This window comes from Cupriavidus sp. HY129, assembly GCF_059492215.1.
In genome coordinates, this window is record NZ_CP083254.1 from 860,622 (window position 1) to 877,010 (window position 16,389).

A 16,389-nucleotide genomic window follows, 5' to 3' on the forward strand; every position below is an offset into this window, starting at 1 on the left:
GGAGCCCATCATGGATCTGCTGACCTACCTTCACCATAGCTGGCCGACGCTGCTGCGGCTGACTGGCGAGCATCTCGCGCTGGTCGGCTCCGCAGTCGGGTTGGCCATCGTCATCGGTGTGCCGCTCGGCATCCTGATCACGCGACACCGCTTTCTGGCCGGGCCGATGCTGGCATTGGCGACCGTGGTGCTGACGCTGCCGTCGATCGCGCTGTTCGGGCTGATGATCCCGATCTTCGCGCGCTTCGGCCACGCGTTGGGCTACCTGCCGGCCGTGACCGCCGTGTTCCTGTACTCGCTGCTGCCGATCATGCGCAACACGTACACCGCGCTGGCCAATATCGATCCTGGCATCCAGGAAGCCGGCCGCGGCATCGGCATGACCACGTGGCAGCGTATGCGGCTGGTGGATCTTCCGCTCGCAGTGCCCGTGATCCTGGGCGGCGTGCGTACCGCCGTCGTGATGAACATCGGCGTGGCCACGATCGCGGCGGTCATCGGCGCCGGTGGCCTGGGCGTGCTGATCCTGCAAGCGATCAGCCAGAGCAACATGAGCAAGCTGGCCGTGGGCGCGGTTCTCGTCAGCCTGCTCGCCATTGTGGCGGACGCGTGCCTGCAGGCACTGCAGCGCGCGCTGACGCCGAAAGGAATCCGTCAATGATAGAACTCGACAAGCTTACCAAGACCTTCCACCAAAAGGATGGCACTGAAGTGCGTGCCGTCGATGCCGTCAGCCTGGCGGTGCCGCGCGGCGAAATCTGTGTGTTCCTGGGGCCGTCTGGTTGCGGCAAGACCACCACGCTCAAGATGATCAACCGCCTGATCGAACCGACCTCCGGTACCGTTCGCATCGATGGCGAGGACACGGCCGGACTCGACGGCGTGACCCTGCGGCGCAAGATTGGCTATGTGATCCAGCAGATCGGCCTGTTTCCTAACATGACGATCGAAGAAAACATCATGGTCGTGCCGCGCCTGCTCGGATGGAACAGGAAACAATGCCGCGAGCGGGCACGCGAACTGATCCGGATGGTGCAGCTGGACCCGGACAAGATGCTCAAGCGCTATCCGCGCGAACTCTCCGGCGGCCAGCAGCAGCGCATCGGCGTGATCCGGGCACTGGCGGCCGACGCGCCGGTGCTGTTGATGGACGAGCCGTTCGGCGCGGTCGATCCGATCAACCGCGAGAGCATTCAGAACGAGTTCTTCCAGATGCAACGCCAGCTCGGCAAGACCGTGATCATGGTGTCGCACGATATCGATGAAGCGATCAAGCTCGGCGACAAGGTTGCCGTGTTCCGTGGTGGCAAGCTCGTGCAGTTCGATCATCCCGATGCGTTGCTGGCGCATCCCGCCAACGATTTCGTGCAGGCCTTCGTCGGTCACGACAACACGCTCAAGCGCCTGCTGCTGGTGCGTGCGGGCGACGCCGCCACGATGCCGCCGATCAGCCGGCCCGACATGCCGCTGGCCGAAGCATTTGGTGTGATGGACGATGCCGATGTGCGCCACCTTCCCGTTGTCGACGACGCGCAGCACGTGCTTGGCTATGTCACGCGCCGCGATGTGCGGGGCGCGATGGCGTCTGGCGGGCACTGTGCCGATGTCATGCGGCCGCTCACCGTCACGGCGACGTGCGATGAACACCTGCGCATCGTGCTGTCGCGCATGTATCAGCACAACACGAGCTGGCTGCCCGTGCTCGATGCCGATGGGGGGTACCTGGGGGATGTGACGCAGGAATCGATTGCGGATTACCTCAGCTCGGGCCGGTCGCGCGGTATGGCGGGCGGCCTTGCCTCGGCGTTGTCTCAGCGCACCGCGCCCGCGGAATCGACAGCGCACGCCGCATAGGGAATCTCCTGACCGCAGCCGCGTGGCACGGTCAGGATTCGCGACACCTTCAAGCTGCCGCATGTTTCAGATAGATGCCCCAGGCAACCCACGACGCGTAGACGACGAGGTACCCTTTGAAGACCCTGGTCATCACCTTGCGCTGAAGTTCGTTGTCTTCCAGGAATCTGATGATGGCTTTCTGCATGTTGATGCTCCTTGGCTGATGGTTCGCGATGTTTTCAAAGGCCGTTGGGCCGAACCAGTTCGGCATAGATCCCGAAATAGGCTCCCGCACTGACGATCGTCAGGCAGACTGAAATCCTCAAGACCCAGTTAGGTCGATTGCGTGGACGCGTGACTGCGGCGCTGGCTTCCATTGCGCCCAGCAGTACCAGCACGGCTGCGAAGACGATCAGGAACACATGCATCGCAATGCCAATCCACATGGTCTGGCGGTTCCAGTGGGACTCATCCAGCGCGGAAGCCAGCAGGTAGCAGGCGCTGGCGCTCATCGGGATCGCGGCCCAGAGTAGCTGTCCGCCTTCGATCGCACGCCGGACGATGCCGTGACTTTCTTCCCGGAAGAAGTGGGGCACTTTGGCTAGCGGCAGCAGTGCTAACGGCGCGAGCAACGGAATCGCGACGTTGAACACAAACCAGCCGAACAGCTCGATAGTCCTTGCCATGGTGCCATTGAAATGAGTGGAGGAAACCGTCAGCAAAGGTGCAGACGGCGAGGCCGATGCTAGGCCTCGATCCGGCTCATGCCAATAGGGAAGTTGTGAACGATTGTGGCGCCCAGAGCCAACTCTTGAGGCCAATCAATCGCATCAAAATGTGCTATTTCGACCCTCCGCCGGCAAGTGCTGACAGCACGCCCATTGGCAACGGGAAGACGATGGTCGAACTCTTGTCGCCAGCGATCTGGGTGAGCGTTTGCAGGTAGCGGAGTTGCATCGCCTCCGGCTGACGCGCCAGCATCTGCGCGGCTTCCAGCAGCTTCACCGATGCCTGCAATTCGCCTTCGGCATGAATGATCTTGGCGCGCCGCTCGCGTTCGGCCTCGGCCTGCCGTGCGATCGCGCGGACCATCGTCTCGTTGAGGTCGACATGCTTGATCTCGACATTCGATACCTTGATACCCCATGCGTCCGTCTGGGCGTCGAGCACCTTCTGGATGTCGAGGTTCAGCTTCTCCCTTTCCGCAAGCATTTCGTCGAGCTCGTGCTTGCCTAGCACCGAGCGTAGCGTGGTCTGCGCGAGCTGGCTCGTGGCCTCGAGGAAGTTGGCCACCTGGATGATCGCGCGTTCCGGGTCGACCACCCGGAAGTAGATCACCGCGTTGACCTTGACGGATACGTTGTCGTGCGAGATCACGTCCTGAGGGGGCACGTCCAGTACCACGGTGCGCAGGTCCACGCGCACCATCTGCTGGATGGCGGGGATGATCAGCACCAGCCCAGGTCCCTTGACGCGCCAGAAGCGCCCAAGCATGAATACCACGCCGCGCTCGTACTCGCGCAGCACGCGAAATGCGGAGATCACCAGCAGAACCAGCAGGAAGATCAAGCCGCCGAAGCTGAATCCGAAAGCCATATCAGACTCCTTCCGTTCTTGTTTCAGTGGGAATGCTCATGACCGTTCGCCCGCGGTCGTCACGTCGAGCACCAGCCCACGCCGCGCCGTCACGCGCACGCGTTGGCCACGTACCAGCGGGGCGGCGCTATGGATACGCCATTGTTCGCCATGGACCGTTGCCCATCCGTCTGCCGGGGCATCGTCGATCACCACGCCGATGCTGCCGACCAGCGCGTCTGCGCCGCTGACAACTGGCCGCCGGCGCGCGCGCAACAGCACCATCGACATGCCGAACAGGAAGACCGCCGACACCGTGGACAGGGTGGCAATCAGCGATAGCGGCACGCCGAAGCCAGGCACGTCGGTGTCGATCAGCATCACGGCGCCGAACGCAAAGGCGATGATGCCGCCAACACCCAGCGCGCCGAACGTCGGCAGGAACAGCTCCGCGGTCATGCAGCCGACGCCAAGCGCGATCAGCGCCAGCCCGGCGTAGTTGACGGGCAGCATCTGCAGCGCGAACAGGCCCAGCAGCAGGCAGATCGCGCCGGCAATGCCCGGCACGACCATGCCCGGCGTGGAGAACTCGAAGATCAGACCGTAGATGCCGATCATCATCAGGATCAGCGCGACGCTCGGGTCCGTGATGACGGCGAGCAGGCGGCTGCGCCAGTCGGGTTCCAGCGTGACCACGGGCGCGCCCGCCGTATGCAGGGTGCGCACGGCGCCCGCGGCCTCGATGTGTTTGCCGTCCACCTGCCTGAGCAGTACCGGAAGGTCGACGGCGATCAAGTCCGCCACATGCTGCGCCACGGCTTCGTCGGCGGATAGGCTCACCGCCTCTCTTACCGCGCGCTCGCCCCAGTCCGCATTGCGGTGTCGCAACTGCGCCAGCCCTCGGATATAGGCGGATGCATCATGCATCTGCTTGCGTGTCATCGTGTCCTCGGCCGCCGGGGCGCTGGATGGTGCCGATGCGGGTGCCGGACCCGCTTCCGGTTTCGGGCCGCCAATGCCGATCGCCACGGGGCTGGCCGCGCCCAGGTTGGTGCCGGGCGCCATTGCGGCGATGTGGCTGGCGTAGAGGATGTAGGTGCCCGCGCTGGCGGCCCGCGCGCCGCCGGGATAGACGTATGTTGCAACCGGCACGGGCGATGCGATGATGGCCTGGATGATGTCGCGCATCGATTTGTCCAGGCCGCCTGGCGTATCTATCTCGATCACGATGAGTTGCGCCCCATGCTTGCGGGCCTGCTCGATGCCGCGGACGGCAAAGCTGGCGCTGGCCGGACTGATGGCGCCCTGGATGGGGATGACGTAGACCGGCGGCACGGCAGGCGCGGTGGATGCGGATGACGCGGACTGCGCGTGCGCGCCTGCAATCGCCAGCAAGGTGAGCCCGAGGGCGTGCCCCAGTGCGAGCCAGCGCACCCGGGCCAGCCAGCCTCGGATCGGTGCGAGTGTCATGGCGGGGAGCGGCCCGCAGTGAATGCCGTGGCCGCGCCACTTCCAGTGTAGGCGACCGGCCACATTCCGCCATCGCGCATTGGTGCCGGCGCGTGCCGGCGCGGGCCGGCCGGCTGCCGGCAGGTATGACGATTCAGGCGTAGCATTGGCGACATTGTCAAATCCGCCGAATGCGGCGCCAGCCCGGATTCCGTCACATGCCTTCCGCAAACGCCGATGTTTCCTCCGGATTGTTGACCCGGCAAACCGCTGGCCCATGGGCCGTGGCGCTGGCCGGGCTCGTCTCGTTGGCGCTGGCCATGGGCATCGGGCGCTTCGCCTTCACGCCGCTGCTGCCGATGATGCTGCACGACGGCACCGTGACCCTGGCCGAGGGCAGTGCGCTGGCGACGCTGAACTACATCGGCTACCTGCTGGGTGCATTGTTATGCCTGTTCATCCGGCCCGACCCGGTGCGCATGGTGCGCGGCGCGCTGGTGCTGACCGTGGTGCTGACGCTGGCCATGGCGCTCCCGGGCGGCATGGTGGCGTGGCTCGCCTGGCGCACGCTGGCCGGTATCGCCAGCGCGGTGGTGATGGTCTACGCGACCGCGTGGTGTATGCAGCGGCTCGCCGAACTCGACCATCCGACCCTTGGCGGCCTGATGTTCTGCGGGCCGGGGGTCGGCATCGTGATCACAGGGGTGTCGGCGTTCGGCATGGTGGCGGCGCACTGGCTGGCCAATTGGGGATGGATGACGTTCGCGGTGCTTGGCGCGGTCATGCTGGCGCTGGTGTGGCGTGTGTTCGGTTCGCCGCCTCCAGCGTTACACGCGCCGTGCGGCGGCAGCGCACCAACTCTCGCACCGGCACCCACGCCGAGACTCGACCTTGAAACCTGGGCCCTGACGCTGGCTTACGGCCTGGCCGGATTCGGCTACATCATTACCGCGACATTCCTGCCGGTGATCGCACGCCAGGCCATGCCGGGCAGTGTCTGGGCAGACCTGTTCTGGCCGATCCTGGGAGCAGGGGTGATGGTGGGCGCGTATCTGGTCACGCGCGTGGGCATGCACCACGACAACCGCCGCATGATGACGATCCTGTACACGATGCAGGCCATCGGCGTGGGCGTGGCGGCGGTCTGGCCGACGGTGGCCGGATTCGCGCTCAGCAGCCTGCTGGTGGGCCTGCCGTTCACGGCGCTGGTGTCGTTTGCGATGCGTGAAGCGCGGCGCCTGTGGGGCCAGCGTGCCTCGAAGTTGATCGGCCTGATGACGGCGGCATACGCGCTCGGCCAGATCGCGGGGCCGCCGCTGGCCACGGCGCTGGTGGCCCGCACGGGCGGATTTTCGGCGTCGCTGGCAGTGGCAGCCGGCGCGTTGCTGCTGGGCGCACTGATCTACGTCTGGATGTCGCGCGCGATGCCGGTGGGTGGCAAACCGGCCCATGCCGGCGCCTGAGGACTGCGCTACAGTATCGGCTCCGCCGCTCACTCGACCGGACGCACCCGCGCAGGCGTTGCAGGGCGGCGCGGAGCCTTTGCCCCATGTCTTTTGCCTTGCAGCCCGGCCGTGCCGCGGGCCCGGCTTTCCCGATCAGCGACGAAGAAGCGCGCGTGCGCGTGGACCTTGCCGCCGCCTACCGGCTGGCCGCGCTGGCGCGCTGGGATGACTTGATCTACACCCATATTTCGGCCACCGTGCCCGGTGAGCCCGATCACTTCCTGATCAATCCGTTTGGCTTTGCCTTCGACGAGATTCGTGCGTCCGATCTCGTCAAGATCAACAGCCGAGGCGAGGTGGTCGGCGAAACCGTCCATCCCGTCAACGTGACAGGCTTTGCGCTGCACGGCGCGGTCCATGCGGCCCGCCCCGATGCGCACTGCGTGATGCACCTGCATAACACCGCAGGTATCGCGGTGTCGGCTCAGGCCGAAGGGCTGCTGCCGCTCTCGCAGCATGCGATGCGTTTCCACGGGCGGATTGCCTATCACGATTACGAAGGGCTGGCGTTCTCGCCGGCTGAGGGCGGGCGGCTTACCGGGTCGCTGGGCGGGCACCCGGCCATGCTGCTGCGCAACCACGGCACGCTGACCGTGGGCCGCACGGTGGCGGAGGCCTATGTGTTGATGGCCACGCTGATCAAGGCGTGTGAGATCCAGCTCGGCGCGCAGCTCGGCAGCGCTACCGTCCAGCCGTCAGCGGCCATTGCGGACAAGACCTCTCTGCAGCTTTATGACGGTGGCGCCGTCGAGGGCGTGATGGAATGGCCCGCACTGCTGCGCAAACTCGATAAAATCGATCCCTCTTACAAGAACTGACATTCCAAAGGAGTCACGAATGCCCACTTTCCACGTAGAAATGTTTGAAGGCCGCACCGTCGAGCAGAAGCGCAAGTTTGTCGAGGAAGTTACCCGTGTCACGTGCGAGACGCTTGGCTGCTCCTCGGGCGCGGTCGACATCATCATCACCGACGTCAAGCGCGAGAACTGGGCTACCGGTGGCGAACTCTGGGCCGACAAGAAGTAACTTCCAGCAAGGCTGAACGATGACCTCCGCAGTCTCCACCATGCAGCAGTTCGCCTCGGACAATTACGCGGGTTTCTGCCCGGAATCGCTTAAATATTTTCTCGAGGCCAACGCCAGCGGCCATGAGAAGGCTTACGGCGACGACAGCTGGACGCAAAAGGTCTGCGATCGCATCCGCGATCTGTTCCAGACCGATTGCGAGGTCTTCTTCGTCTTCAATGGCACGGCGGCCAATTCGCTTGCGCTGTCGTCGCTGTGCCAGTCTTACCACTCGGTGATCTGTCATGAACTCGCCCATATCGAAACGGACGAGTGCGGCGGCCCCGAGTTCTTCTCGAACGGGTCGAAGCTGCTCACCGCCCCCGGCGAGAACGGCAAGCTGACGCCCGATGCGGTGGAGGCGCTGGTCACGCGCCGCGCCGATATCCACTATCCGAAGCCGCGTGTCGTCTCGCTGACGCAGGCCACCGAGGTGGGCACCGTCTACACGGTGGAGGAAGTGCGCGCCATTGCGGCCATCGCCAAGCGGCGCCAGTTGCGCGTGCATATGGATGGCGCTCGATTCGCCAATGCGGTGGCATCGCTCGGTGTGCACCCGTCAGAAATCACCTGGCGTGCGGGCGTCGATGTGCTCTGCTTTGGCGGCACCAAAAATGGCTTGCCCGTGGGGGAGGCCGTGGTTTTCTTCGACCGCAAGCTGGCGGAGGACTTTGCCTACCGTGTGAAGCAGGCGGGGCAACTGGCATCGAAGATGCGTTTTATTTCGGCGCCATGGCTCGGCATGCTCGAAAACGACGTGTGGCTGAATAACGCGCGCCACGCCAACGCCATGGCGACGCTGCTTCACCAGCGCATCGCCGATATTCCTGGCGTGCGCATCATGTTCCCGACCGAGGCAAACGCCGTCTTTGCCGAACTGCCGCTGCCGGCCATCGAGGCGCTGCGCGCCCGGGGCTGGCTGTTCTACACCTTCATCGGCGCAGGCGGGTGCCGGCTGATGTGCGCGTGGGACCTGCAGCCAGATACAGTGGAAGCGTTTGCCGCCGATATCCGCGCGGCCTGCCCGGGTTGAAGGGCAGTTACGCATCCAGCATTCATCAACAATAACGAGACAGAAGACAGGAGACCCCCGATGCATAACTATCGTTTTTGCCCGCAATGCGGTTCGGAACTTGAGCATCTGCCAATGTCTGGACGCTATCGCCATGTTTGCCTGCGGGATGGCTGCGGATTCGTGCATTGGGACAATCCGTTGCCGGTGCTGGCGGCCGTGGTCGAGTACGAGGGCAAGCTGCTGCTGGCACGCAATGCCGTGTGGCCCGAGAAGATGTTCGCGCTGGTGACCGGCTTTATGGAACGCGACGAAACGCCGGAACTGGGCGTGGCACGCGAGCTCAAGGAAGAGACCAATCTCGATACGGTGTCGGCATCGCTGATTGGTGTCTACGACTTCATGCGTAAGAACGAGCTGATCATTGCCTACCACGTTCAGGCGACCGGGAGTATCCGGTTGTCGGAAGAGTTGGCGGAATACAAACTAGTGGCACCGGAGAAGATGCGGATCTGGAATGCGGGTACCGGCTTTGCCGTGGCCGATTTCCTGGAGCGCCGCGGAATGCCGGTGCGATTCTATGACCGCGCCACCGGTGACGACATCCCCGATCCGCGTCGCCCGACCGACTTCAGCCTGCTCGGCGCTTCGCTACAATACGGCATCTATCAGAAATAGAAGGTGTGAGGAATGGATTTCCAAAAAGAAGTGGACGCCCGCGGCCTGAATTGTCCGCTGCCGATCCTGCGGACCAAGAAGGCGCTGGCTGACATGGCCAGTGGCGAAGTGCTCAAGGTGCTGGCCACCGATCCGGGCGCCACGCGCGATTTCCAGGCATTCGCGAAGCAGACGGGCAATGAGTTGCTGTCGCACGCCGAGGTCGACAAGGTCTTTGTGTTCTACATGAAGCGCCGCTGATTCTCGCTTGTGCTTCATGCGCAATAAAAAACGGACGCCAAGGCGTCCGTTTTTTATTGGCGGGTGCTGGCTCAGACCGCGAGCAGTTCCACTTCGAACAACAGCGTGGCATTCGGAGGAATCACACCACCGGCGCCACGGGCACCGTAGCCCAGGTCGGCGGGAATGACCAGGCGGCGCGTGCCACCAACCTTCATGCCCTGCACGCCTTCGTCCCAACCGCGAATGACGTGACCGGCGCCCAGCGGGAACACGAACGGGTCGTTACGATCCTTGCTCGAATCGAACTTGCGGCCAGCCTGGCCGTTCTCGAAGAGCCAGCCGGTGTAGTGCACGGTCACATGCTTGCCTGCCTTGGCTTCGTCGCCCGAACCGACGACGGTGTCTTCGAATTGCAGGCCGGAGGGAGTGGTTTGCATCGCAGTCTTCCTTTTTGAGTGTGGCTGGGAATCAATCGTCCGCGCGCTGGAGTACCTCGCGCGCAATCTGCACATTGTGGTCGTCGTCACTGACCCAGATGTCGCCATCCTGGATGGTCACGGACAGGCGCATGGCACGCTGGGCCATACGTGCCAGCGCTTCCACGGCATCCGAAGGCACATTGTAGATGGTCACGTTGCGCAGCTTGCTGGCCTTGCCTGACATGCCTTTCCACCATTCACGCGCGCTGGCGCTCTGGTAGGTATAGACGGTGACGTGATCGGCACGTGCGGCCGCACGCTTCAGCCGGGTTTCGTCGGGCTGGCCGAGGTCGATCCAGTGCGAAATGTCGCCGGTCAGCGTCTTGTCCCAGAGATCGGGTTCGTCGGGCTCGTCCAGGCCGCGAGTGAAGGTCAGCGTCTCGGTGGCTTCGCAGGCAAAGGCCAGCAGGCGGACCATCATGCGTGCGTCGTTCTCGGACGGGTGTTGGGCAATGGTCAGCGTGTGGCTGCCGTAGTACGGCCGATCCATGTCGGACACGGACAGGTCGGCTTTGAAAATGGTGGACTTGAGCGCCATGGGATCAGGTAAGCGGCACGCGCCAGCAATCGTGCTCTGTGCGCGAAAGGCCGAATCATACGTGATCCGGACGTCGATACGATGGAAATGGGGTAGCCGGGGCGGTAAATGTCCCGGCTGGCCCGCGCCGGGTCAGCGCTTGCGATAGTCGGCGAGCCAGAAGCGCAGCAGGGCGGAAGCCAGTATCAAGCCCAGGAACGAGGCGGCCGCCACCAAGGCAATACCGCCATCACTGTTGATGTCGCCCTCAACGGCTACACCAGCGATCAACGTCCCGACCATGACGGCGAGCAGCGGCAGCAACAGCGCGCCACGGCCATAGGTCTTGTAGGCCCAGAGTGGAAATCGGCGAAGAAAATCGGCGGGAATGCTGCACGCCAGGCAGGCGCCGGCAGCAGCTAGCGACGCCGCAACGACGTCGTTCAGGTGAATCATGCTCATCTTGGCTCGCGCATCGCCGTTCGCAGTGGGGCTACGCGGCTGGATGGTCTTGGCAAAGGGCTGATTTTACTGAACTTCTTCCAGCTAAAGGTGACGCCGGGTCGCCTTCGACAGGCTGTGCCTCTGGCTATTTTCCCGCGGGTTCCGCCGCGCCGGCGGGGGATGCTTCGACCGACACCTGAAGTGTGACCAGATCGCCAACCTCGGGCAGGAAGCGTGTTATTCCGAAGGCACTGCGCGGAAAACTGGCATGGAAGTCGCCGCCGCACACGTTCCGCCTGACACCAAACAGGACCGTCTCCCCGCAACTGAATCGATCGGCCTCGAGCCGCAAGGGCTGGCTGACGCCATGGAGCGATAGCGAACCTTCCACGGCGACAAGCTTGCCGTTCTCGACAATAAAGCGGTTCGCCTGTAGCCGGGCAACGGGGAAGTTCTGGGCGTCGAGGAACTGCGCGGAACGCAGCACACCATCGAGGCTGCGGTTGCCCGTGTCGACGGAGTCGGTGTCAACGGTGAAGTCGATGGACCCGGTGCCGCTGTCGGGGTCGTAAAGAATGCGCCCGTCCATCTTGCCGAAGCGGCCACGAACCGTGGTGCGTTCAAAGTGACTCGCGCCGAAGTACACGGCGGTGTGTGTCGGGTCCACGGTGTAGGTGGCCGGCGCGGCCAGGGCAGGGGAGGCCAGCAGGGCTGCGGCAATCGGAAGGACGACGCGCATTCGGGGCCTCCGCTTCATGGACGCAATCCGTGAACAGACTCAGTGAACGAAGACGGGCAGCAGGAATATGCCGATCACCGTCAGTTGCCCAATCGTCCAGAACAACGTGCGCAGCGTGGCGCGATCAGTCAGGTAGCAAATGGTGTACAGAACCCGGATGACGATGAAAGCAATCGCCAGTTCGTCGATTCGTGCTTGCGGTGCGGCCAGATGCGAGGCGATCAGCACGGCGGCGGCGAAGAACGGGAATGCCTCGAAATGATTGCGGTGGGCCATGTCGGCACGCCGCGCGCGGCCGCTCTGTCGTTCCAGCCAGGCACGTGGGTCATGGTTGTCGTAACCACGGCTACCGGCCTTGGCAACGGCGACGGTCAGGACCGGCATCAGGCCAGCCACGAGTACACACCAGAACGCGATTGGCATTAGTGCTCCTTGGAAGCCGCTTCGCCTTCGATTTGATGCGGCCAATCATGTGACAAGTTGATGAGGCGACGGTATTGCACCGCCGCCTCGTGATCGCACTGCCTGGCGTTCAGGCTGCCACCACCTTGATGCGCACACCACCGGTGCCGCCCACGCCGACCACCTGGCCAGCACGGATCTTCGCGGTCTTGCGTGACTCGGGCGCACCGTCCACCGATACCTCGCCCGCCGCGACCAGCGCCTTGCCGGCACCGCCGCTGTCGCAGACGCCGGCAAGCTTCAGCAGGTCATTCAGCGCGATGAACTCGCGATCAAGCGGAAAAGTAATCGTTTGCGCCATGCTTACTTGCCCCAGCTGTCCTTGAGTCCAACCGTGCGGTTGAACACCGGCTTGCCCGGCTGCGAATCCACGCGGTCCGCGACGAAGTAACCGTGCCGCTCGAACTGGAAACGATCCTCTGGCTTGGCATCGCGCAGGCCCGGCTCCAGATAGGCGGTCACGACCTTCTTCGAGTTCGGATTCAGCGCGTCCAGGAAGTTCTTGCCACCGGCATCCGGGTTCGGGTCGTTGAACAGACGGTCGTACAGGCGGACTTCGGCTTCACACGCGTGAGGCGCGCTGACCCAGTGAATGTTGCCCTTGACCTTGACGCTGTCCGCGCCAGGCGTGCCGCTCTTGGTTTCCGGCAGGTAGTTCGCATGCACGGCAATCACGTTGCCGTCGGCATCCTTGTCGACGCCGGTGCATTCGATCACATAGCCGTAGCGCAGGCGCACCTTGTTGCCTGGGAACAGACGGAAGTAGCCCTTCGGCGGGTTCTCGTTGAAGTCTTCGCGCTCGATCCACAGCTCACGCGACAGCGGGAACACGCGGCGGCCCATTTCAGGCTGCTTCGGGTGCACCGGCGCCGAGCATTCCTCGCTCTGGCCTTCCGGGTAGTTGTCCAGGATCAGCTTGAGCGGGTCCAGCACGGCAACGCTGCGCGGTGCCCGCGCGTCGAGGTCATCACGGACCGCGCCTTCGAGCGTGCTCATGTCGATCCAGCTATCGGCCTTCGACACACCCACGCGATCGCAGAAGAGCTGGATCGACTCGGGCGTGTAGCCGCGGCGGCGGATACCGACGATGGTGGGCATCCGCGGATCGTCCCAGCCGGTCACGCGCTGCTCGTCCACGAGCTGCTTCAGGCGTCGCTTGCTGGTGATCGCGTAGGTCAGGTTCAGGCGCGCGAATTCGTACTGATGCGGCAGCGGATTGGCGAACACGCCAGCGTCGCGCAGGTGCTCGAGCACCCAGTCATAGAGCGGGCGGTTGTTTTCGAACTCGAGCGTGCACAGCGAATGCGTGATGTTCTCGATCGCGTCCGAGATGCAATGCGTGAAGTCGTACATCGGGTAGATGCACCACTTGTCGCCGGTACGGTGGTGATGGGCGTGGCGGATGCGGTAGAGCACCGGATCGCGCATCACGATGTTCGGGGCGGTCATGTCGATCTTCGCGCGCAGCACGTGCTCGCCGTCGGCGTACTTGCCGTCGCGCATCTCGCGGAACAGCTTCAGGTTCTCCTCGACCGAGCGGTCGCGGAACGGCGACGGCTTGCCCGGCTCGGAAAAGTTGCCGCGCATGGCGGCGATCTGCTCGGCGCTCTGGCTGTCCACATAGGCCACGCCGCGCTCGATCAGCGTCTCGGCAAACTTGTAGAGCTGGTCGAAGTAGTCGCTCGCGAAGTACAGGTGCGGCGTGCTGCCAGCCTGGGCGCTGTCCCAGGAGAAGCCGAGCCAGTGCACGGCATCGATGATCGAGTCGACGTACTCGGTATCTTCCTTCACCGGGTTCGTGTCATCGAAGCGCAGATGGCAGCGGCCGGCATAGTCGCGGGCCAGCCCGAAGTTCACGCAGATGCTCTTGGCGTGACCAATGTGCAGGTAGCCGTTCGGCTCCGGCGGGAAGCGCGTGATGACGGTCGGCAGCGGGTCGCCTTGCTTGTCCGCGCGGCCGGCGTAGGTGCCGGTGGCGAGGTCCTGGTCGATGATGCTCCGCAGGAAGTTGGAGGCGGCGGGCGTGTCGTTGGGTTTGGTGTCGTGGCTCATGTTGTCGCCGCAACGGGGGCGGCTCGATTGCTTGGGCGGACGGTCCGGGCCTGGATTGACCCGGTTTGCGGTCCTGATGTTCCGTGGAATGGGGCGATTTTACCGTGCCTGCGGGGTAACCCGGCACCTGCGGGGCTTTTTCCGAATCGTCTCACGGCGCGATGGGCTGAAGTGGTGCAGAATCCACGAGATATCAGGGTCGTCATCGTGCGGTGGACCTCGGGCCGTGGTGCGCAATCGTCGCACAGTCCGGGGCTTGCCGCTGCTGGAATACAAGCCATGAACTCCGCTTCCTTTGCCACCGTTTCCCCCCAAACTGCCCCCGATGTCCTGGCCGCGCTCTGGCGCGAGGCCGGGATGCCCCCGGAAGCACTTGGGCATCTGACGCTGACCGGCGCCGATCCGGTTCTCCCATCCAGCTTCGCCATTGGCACTGCGGCCCAGGCCAGCCTGGGTGCGTCGGCGCTGGCTGCCGCCGCGTTGTGGGCGCAGCGGACCGGCAACTGGCAGGGCGTCGCGGTCGACATGCGCCATGCCATGGCCGAGTTTCGCAGCGAGCGCTATCTGCGCGTCAAGGGTGGCGCGGCGCCCGAGCTATGGGACAAGATCGCGGGGCTGTACCCGTGCGGCGATGGCCGCTGGGTCAGGCTGCATACGAATTTTCCGCATCATCGGGATGGCGTGCTGAAGCTTCTGCATTGCGCGCACGACAAGGATGCCGTGCGCGCCGCGCTGTCCAAGTGGAAGGCCGAGGACTTCGAAGCGGCGGCTTCGGACGCCGGCATGGTCGTGGCGGCGATGCGGACCTATGACGAATGGCAGGCGCACCCGCAGGCTCAGGCGTTGCGGGGGCTACCGCCGGTCATCATCGAACGGATCGGCGATGCGCCGCCGATGCCGCTGCCGGCATTTGCACCCCAGGCCGAAATCAATGTCGATGCCAGGCCGCTGTCCGGCGTCCGCGTGCTCGACTTCACGCGCATCATCGCCGGCCCGGTGGCGGGGCGGACACTGGCCGCCCACGGCGCCGATGTGCTGCTGGTTTCGGCTGCGCACCTGCCGTCGATTCCGCCGCTCGTCATTGATACCGGCCGTGGCAAACGTTCCTGCCAGCTCGATCTGCGCGACGCGGATGACAAGCGCGCGCTGCACAAGCTGCTGCATGGCGCGGATGTCGTGGTGCAGGGATATCGCCCGAACGGGCTGGCGGAGCTTGGGGTCGGCGCCGAAGCCGCGGCGCGCGCGCGTCCGGGCATCGTCTATGTGTCGCTATCTGCCTATGGCCATGTCGGGCCGTGGGCGGGTAAGCGTGGTTTTGATTCGCTCGTGCAGACGGCCACCGGCTTCAATGACGACGAAGCCCGGGCAGCCGGCAGCACTGAACCGAAGCCGCTTCCGGCGCAGGTGCTGGATCATGCCGCGGGATACCTGCTGGCCTTTGGCGCGATGGCGGCGCTGCACCGCCGCGCGGTGGAAGGCGGAAGCTGGCATGTGCGCGTGTCGCTGGCCCAGGTCGGGCAATGGTTGCGCGGGCTAGGTCGTGTGCCGGATGGTTTCGGCGTGCCCGACCAGCACATCGACGAGATTTCGGACCTGCTCGAAGTGCAGGAGTCGGGCTTCGGCGAGTTGACCGTGGTGCGTCACGCGGCCCGGTTATCGGAAACGCCGGCATATTGGGCGTTGCCGTCCGAACCGCTCGGTACCCACGCGGCCGAGTGGCTGCCGCGCTAGTAGAGGTTATTGCGCAGCCGGTCCGGGAGTTCGCGATCGTAGGTGGTGGCGTCGATCGCATTCTGGCTTAGCGTTGCGACGATCGTGCCATTGCTTGGCAGCGTCTCACGTGAAATCTGCGCGTCGGCGGACCACAGGTGCGATCGCATCAGCGCGCGGGCGCACTGGAAGAACACCGACTGGATCGCGATCACGAGCACCGAGGTCGGCGCTTTGTCCTGCACCACGCAGCGGGCGATCAGATCCGGATCCGTGGAGATCTTTGCCGTCCCGCTGACACGCAGTGTTTCGTTGACGCCCGGAATCAGGAACAGCAGTCCGACCCGCGGGTCGGCGATGATATTGCGCAGGCTGTCGATGCGATTGTTCCCGCGACGGTCCGGCAGCAACAATGTGCGATCGTCGAGCACATGCACGAATCCGGGCGCGTCGCCACGTGGGGAGCAGTCGCCTCCCTTTGCGCTGGCCGTCGAGAGCAGACAGAACGGTGACGCCTCCACAAAGGCTCGGTAATACGGGTGGAGGTAGTCCACCTCCTTGGCAAGCGATGCCCCTGACGGCTCGGCGTACAACGATTCGAGATCGGCAAGTGTGGCAATGTCGTGCGATGGCATGGCAGAGTC

The 16,389-nt window shown here is 64.3% G+C and carries 21 protein-coding genes; 9 read left to right on the plus strand and 12 right to left on the minus strand.

What is annotated here, in order from left to right:
• The first annotated feature begins 10 nt into the window (after positions 1–10).
• Both K6G35_RS03965 and K6G35_RS03970 read left to right on the plus strand, forming a co-directional pair.
• Entirely contained in the window at positions 11–661 is a 651-nt protein-coding gene (locus K6G35_RS03965) for an ABC transporter permease (protein ID WP_008645203.1), read from the plus strand.
• Positions 658–1,854, plus strand: a complete 1,197-nt coding sequence (locus K6G35_RS03970) for an ABC transporter ATP-binding protein (RefSeq protein ID WP_035881579.1) — start codon at positions 658–660, stop codon at positions 1,852–1,854. The genes K6G35_RS03965 and K6G35_RS03970 overlap by 4 nt, the downstream gene beginning before the upstream one ends.
• Before the next feature lie 49 nt (positions 1,855–1,903).
• Here the strand turns inward: K6G35_RS03970 and K6G35_RS03975 are convergent, their stop codons facing one another.
• The 4 genes from K6G35_RS03975 to K6G35_RS03990 all read right to left on the minus strand — a co-directional run bounded on the left by K6G35_RS03975 (position 1,904) and on the right by K6G35_RS03990 (position 4,881).
• Complete coding sequence (locus K6G35_RS03975) at positions 1,904–2,041, minus strand: hypothetical protein (RefSeq protein WP_017511209.1); 138 nt, start codon at positions 2,039–2,041, stop codon at positions 1,904–1,906.
• Positions 2,042–2,075: 34 nt separating this feature from the next.
• Positions 2,076–2,522: a hypothetical protein gene (locus K6G35_RS03980; RefSeq protein WP_008645206.1), complete on the minus strand. Its 447-nt coding sequence runs from the start codon at positions 2,520–2,522 to the stop codon at positions 2,076–2,078.
• Between the two features lie 154 nt (positions 2,523–2,676).
• The gene (locus K6G35_RS03985) at positions 2,677–3,432 is read right to left on the minus strand and encodes a slipin family protein (RefSeq protein WP_008645208.1); all 756 of its coding nucleotides are present in this window, start codon (positions 3,430–3,432) and stop codon (positions 2,677–2,679) included.
• 36 nt (positions 3,433–3,468) lie between these two features.
• Positions 3,469–4,881 carry an NfeD family protein gene (locus K6G35_RS03990; protein ID WP_051705322.1) on the minus strand — a complete coding sequence of 471 codons (1,413 nt, stop codon included), beginning with the start codon at positions 4,879–4,881 and terminating at the stop codon, positions 3,469–3,471.
• 197 nt (positions 4,882–5,078) lie between these two features.
• On the opposite strand from K6G35_RS03990, the gene K6G35_RS03995 reads away from it, so the two are divergent.
• The 6 genes from K6G35_RS03995 (at position 5,079) to K6G35_RS04020 (ending at position 9,360) form a co-directional block, all read left to right on the plus strand.
• The gene (locus K6G35_RS03995) at positions 5,079–6,323 is read left to right on the plus strand and encodes a YbfB/YjiJ family MFS transporter (RefSeq protein WP_035881580.1); all 1,245 of its coding nucleotides are present in this window, start codon (positions 5,079–5,081) and stop codon (positions 6,321–6,323) included.
• Positions 6,324–6,409: 86 nt separating this feature from the next.
• Positions 6,410–7,183: a class II aldolase/adducin family protein gene (locus K6G35_RS04000; protein WP_008645212.1), complete on the plus strand. Its 774-nt coding sequence runs from the start codon at positions 6,410–6,412 to the stop codon at positions 7,181–7,183.
• A gap of 19 nt (positions 7,184–7,202) precedes the next feature.
• A complete protein-coding gene (locus K6G35_RS04005) occupies positions 7,203–7,391 on the plus strand; it encodes a 4-oxalocrotonate tautomerase (protein WP_008645213.1) in 189 nt (62 codons plus the stop codon).
• 40 nt (positions 7,392–7,431) lie between these two features.
• Entirely contained in the window at positions 7,432–8,463 is a 1,032-nt protein-coding gene (locus K6G35_RS04010; protein ID WP_008645214.1) for a threonine aldolase family protein, read from the plus strand.
• 60 nt (positions 8,464–8,523) lie between these two features.
• On the plus strand, positions 8,524–9,120 hold the full coding sequence (locus K6G35_RS04015) for an NUDIX domain-containing protein (RefSeq protein ID WP_029308293.1): 597 nt from the start codon (positions 8,524–8,526) through the stop codon (positions 9,118–9,120).
• A 12-nt stretch (positions 9,121–9,132) separates the two neighbouring features.
• Positions 9,133–9,360 (plus strand): sulfurtransferase TusA family protein, encoded by a 228-nt coding sequence (locus tag K6G35_RS04020; RefSeq protein WP_008645216.1) that lies wholly within the window; start codon positions 9,133–9,135, stop codon positions 9,358–9,360.
• A gap of 71 nt (positions 9,361–9,431) precedes the next feature.
• On the opposite strand, the gene K6G35_RS04025 is transcribed toward K6G35_RS04020, so the two are convergent.
• The 7 genes from K6G35_RS04025 to K6G35_RS04055 form a co-directional block, all read right to left on the minus strand.
• Positions 9,432–9,779, minus strand: a complete 348-nt coding sequence (locus K6G35_RS04025) for an FKBP-type peptidyl-prolyl cis-trans isomerase (RefSeq protein WP_008645218.1) — start codon at positions 9,777–9,779, stop codon at positions 9,432–9,434.
• Positions 9,780–9,810: 31 nt separating this feature from the next.
• The gene (locus K6G35_RS04030) at positions 9,811–10,359 is read right to left on the minus strand and encodes a YaeQ family protein (RefSeq protein WP_495676117.1); all 549 of its coding nucleotides are present in this window, start codon (positions 10,357–10,359) and stop codon (positions 9,811–9,813) included.
• A gap of 132 nt (positions 10,360–10,491) precedes the next feature.
• Complete coding sequence (locus K6G35_RS04035) at positions 10,492–10,800, minus strand: hypothetical protein (RefSeq protein ID WP_011515645.1); 309 nt, start codon at positions 10,798–10,800, stop codon at positions 10,492–10,494.
• Between the two features lie 127 nt (positions 10,801–10,927).
• A complete protein-coding gene (locus K6G35_RS04040; RefSeq protein ID WP_035881583.1) occupies positions 10,928–11,521 on the minus strand; it encodes a YceI family protein in 594 nt (197 codons plus the stop codon).
• A gap of 39 nt (positions 11,522–11,560) precedes the next feature.
• A complete protein-coding gene (locus tag K6G35_RS04045) occupies positions 11,561–11,944 on the minus strand; it encodes an MAPEG family protein (RefSeq protein WP_008645223.1) in 384 nt (127 codons plus the stop codon).
• A gap of 109 nt (positions 11,945–12,053) precedes the next feature.
• Complete coding sequence (locus tag K6G35_RS04050; RefSeq protein ID WP_008645224.1) at positions 12,054–12,284, minus strand: RNA-binding S4 domain-containing protein; 231 nt, start codon at positions 12,282–12,284, stop codon at positions 12,054–12,056.
• Between the two features lie 2 nt (positions 12,285–12,286).
• Positions 12,287–14,035 carry a glutamine--tRNA ligase/YqeY domain fusion protein gene (locus K6G35_RS04055; RefSeq protein ID WP_008645226.1) on the minus strand — a complete coding sequence of 583 codons (1,749 nt, stop codon included), beginning with the start codon at positions 14,033–14,035 and terminating at the stop codon, positions 12,287–12,289.
• 279 nt (positions 14,036–14,314) lie between these two features.
• Here K6G35_RS04055 and K6G35_RS04060 point away from each other — a divergent pair, with 279 nt between their 5' ends.
• Positions 14,315–15,766 (plus strand): CoA transferase, encoded by a 1,452-nt coding sequence (locus K6G35_RS04060; RefSeq protein WP_286879783.1) that lies wholly within the window; start codon positions 14,315–14,317, stop codon positions 15,764–15,766.
• Here the strand turns inward: K6G35_RS04060 and K6G35_RS04065 are convergent.
• The gene (locus K6G35_RS04065; RefSeq protein WP_008645230.1) at positions 15,763–16,380 is read right to left on the minus strand and encodes a pyridoxamine 5'-phosphate oxidase family protein; all 618 of its coding nucleotides are present in this window, start codon (positions 16,378–16,380) and stop codon (positions 15,763–15,765) included. The genes K6G35_RS04060 and K6G35_RS04065 overlap by 4 nt on opposite strands.
• Positions 16,381–16,389: the final 9 nt, after the last annotated feature.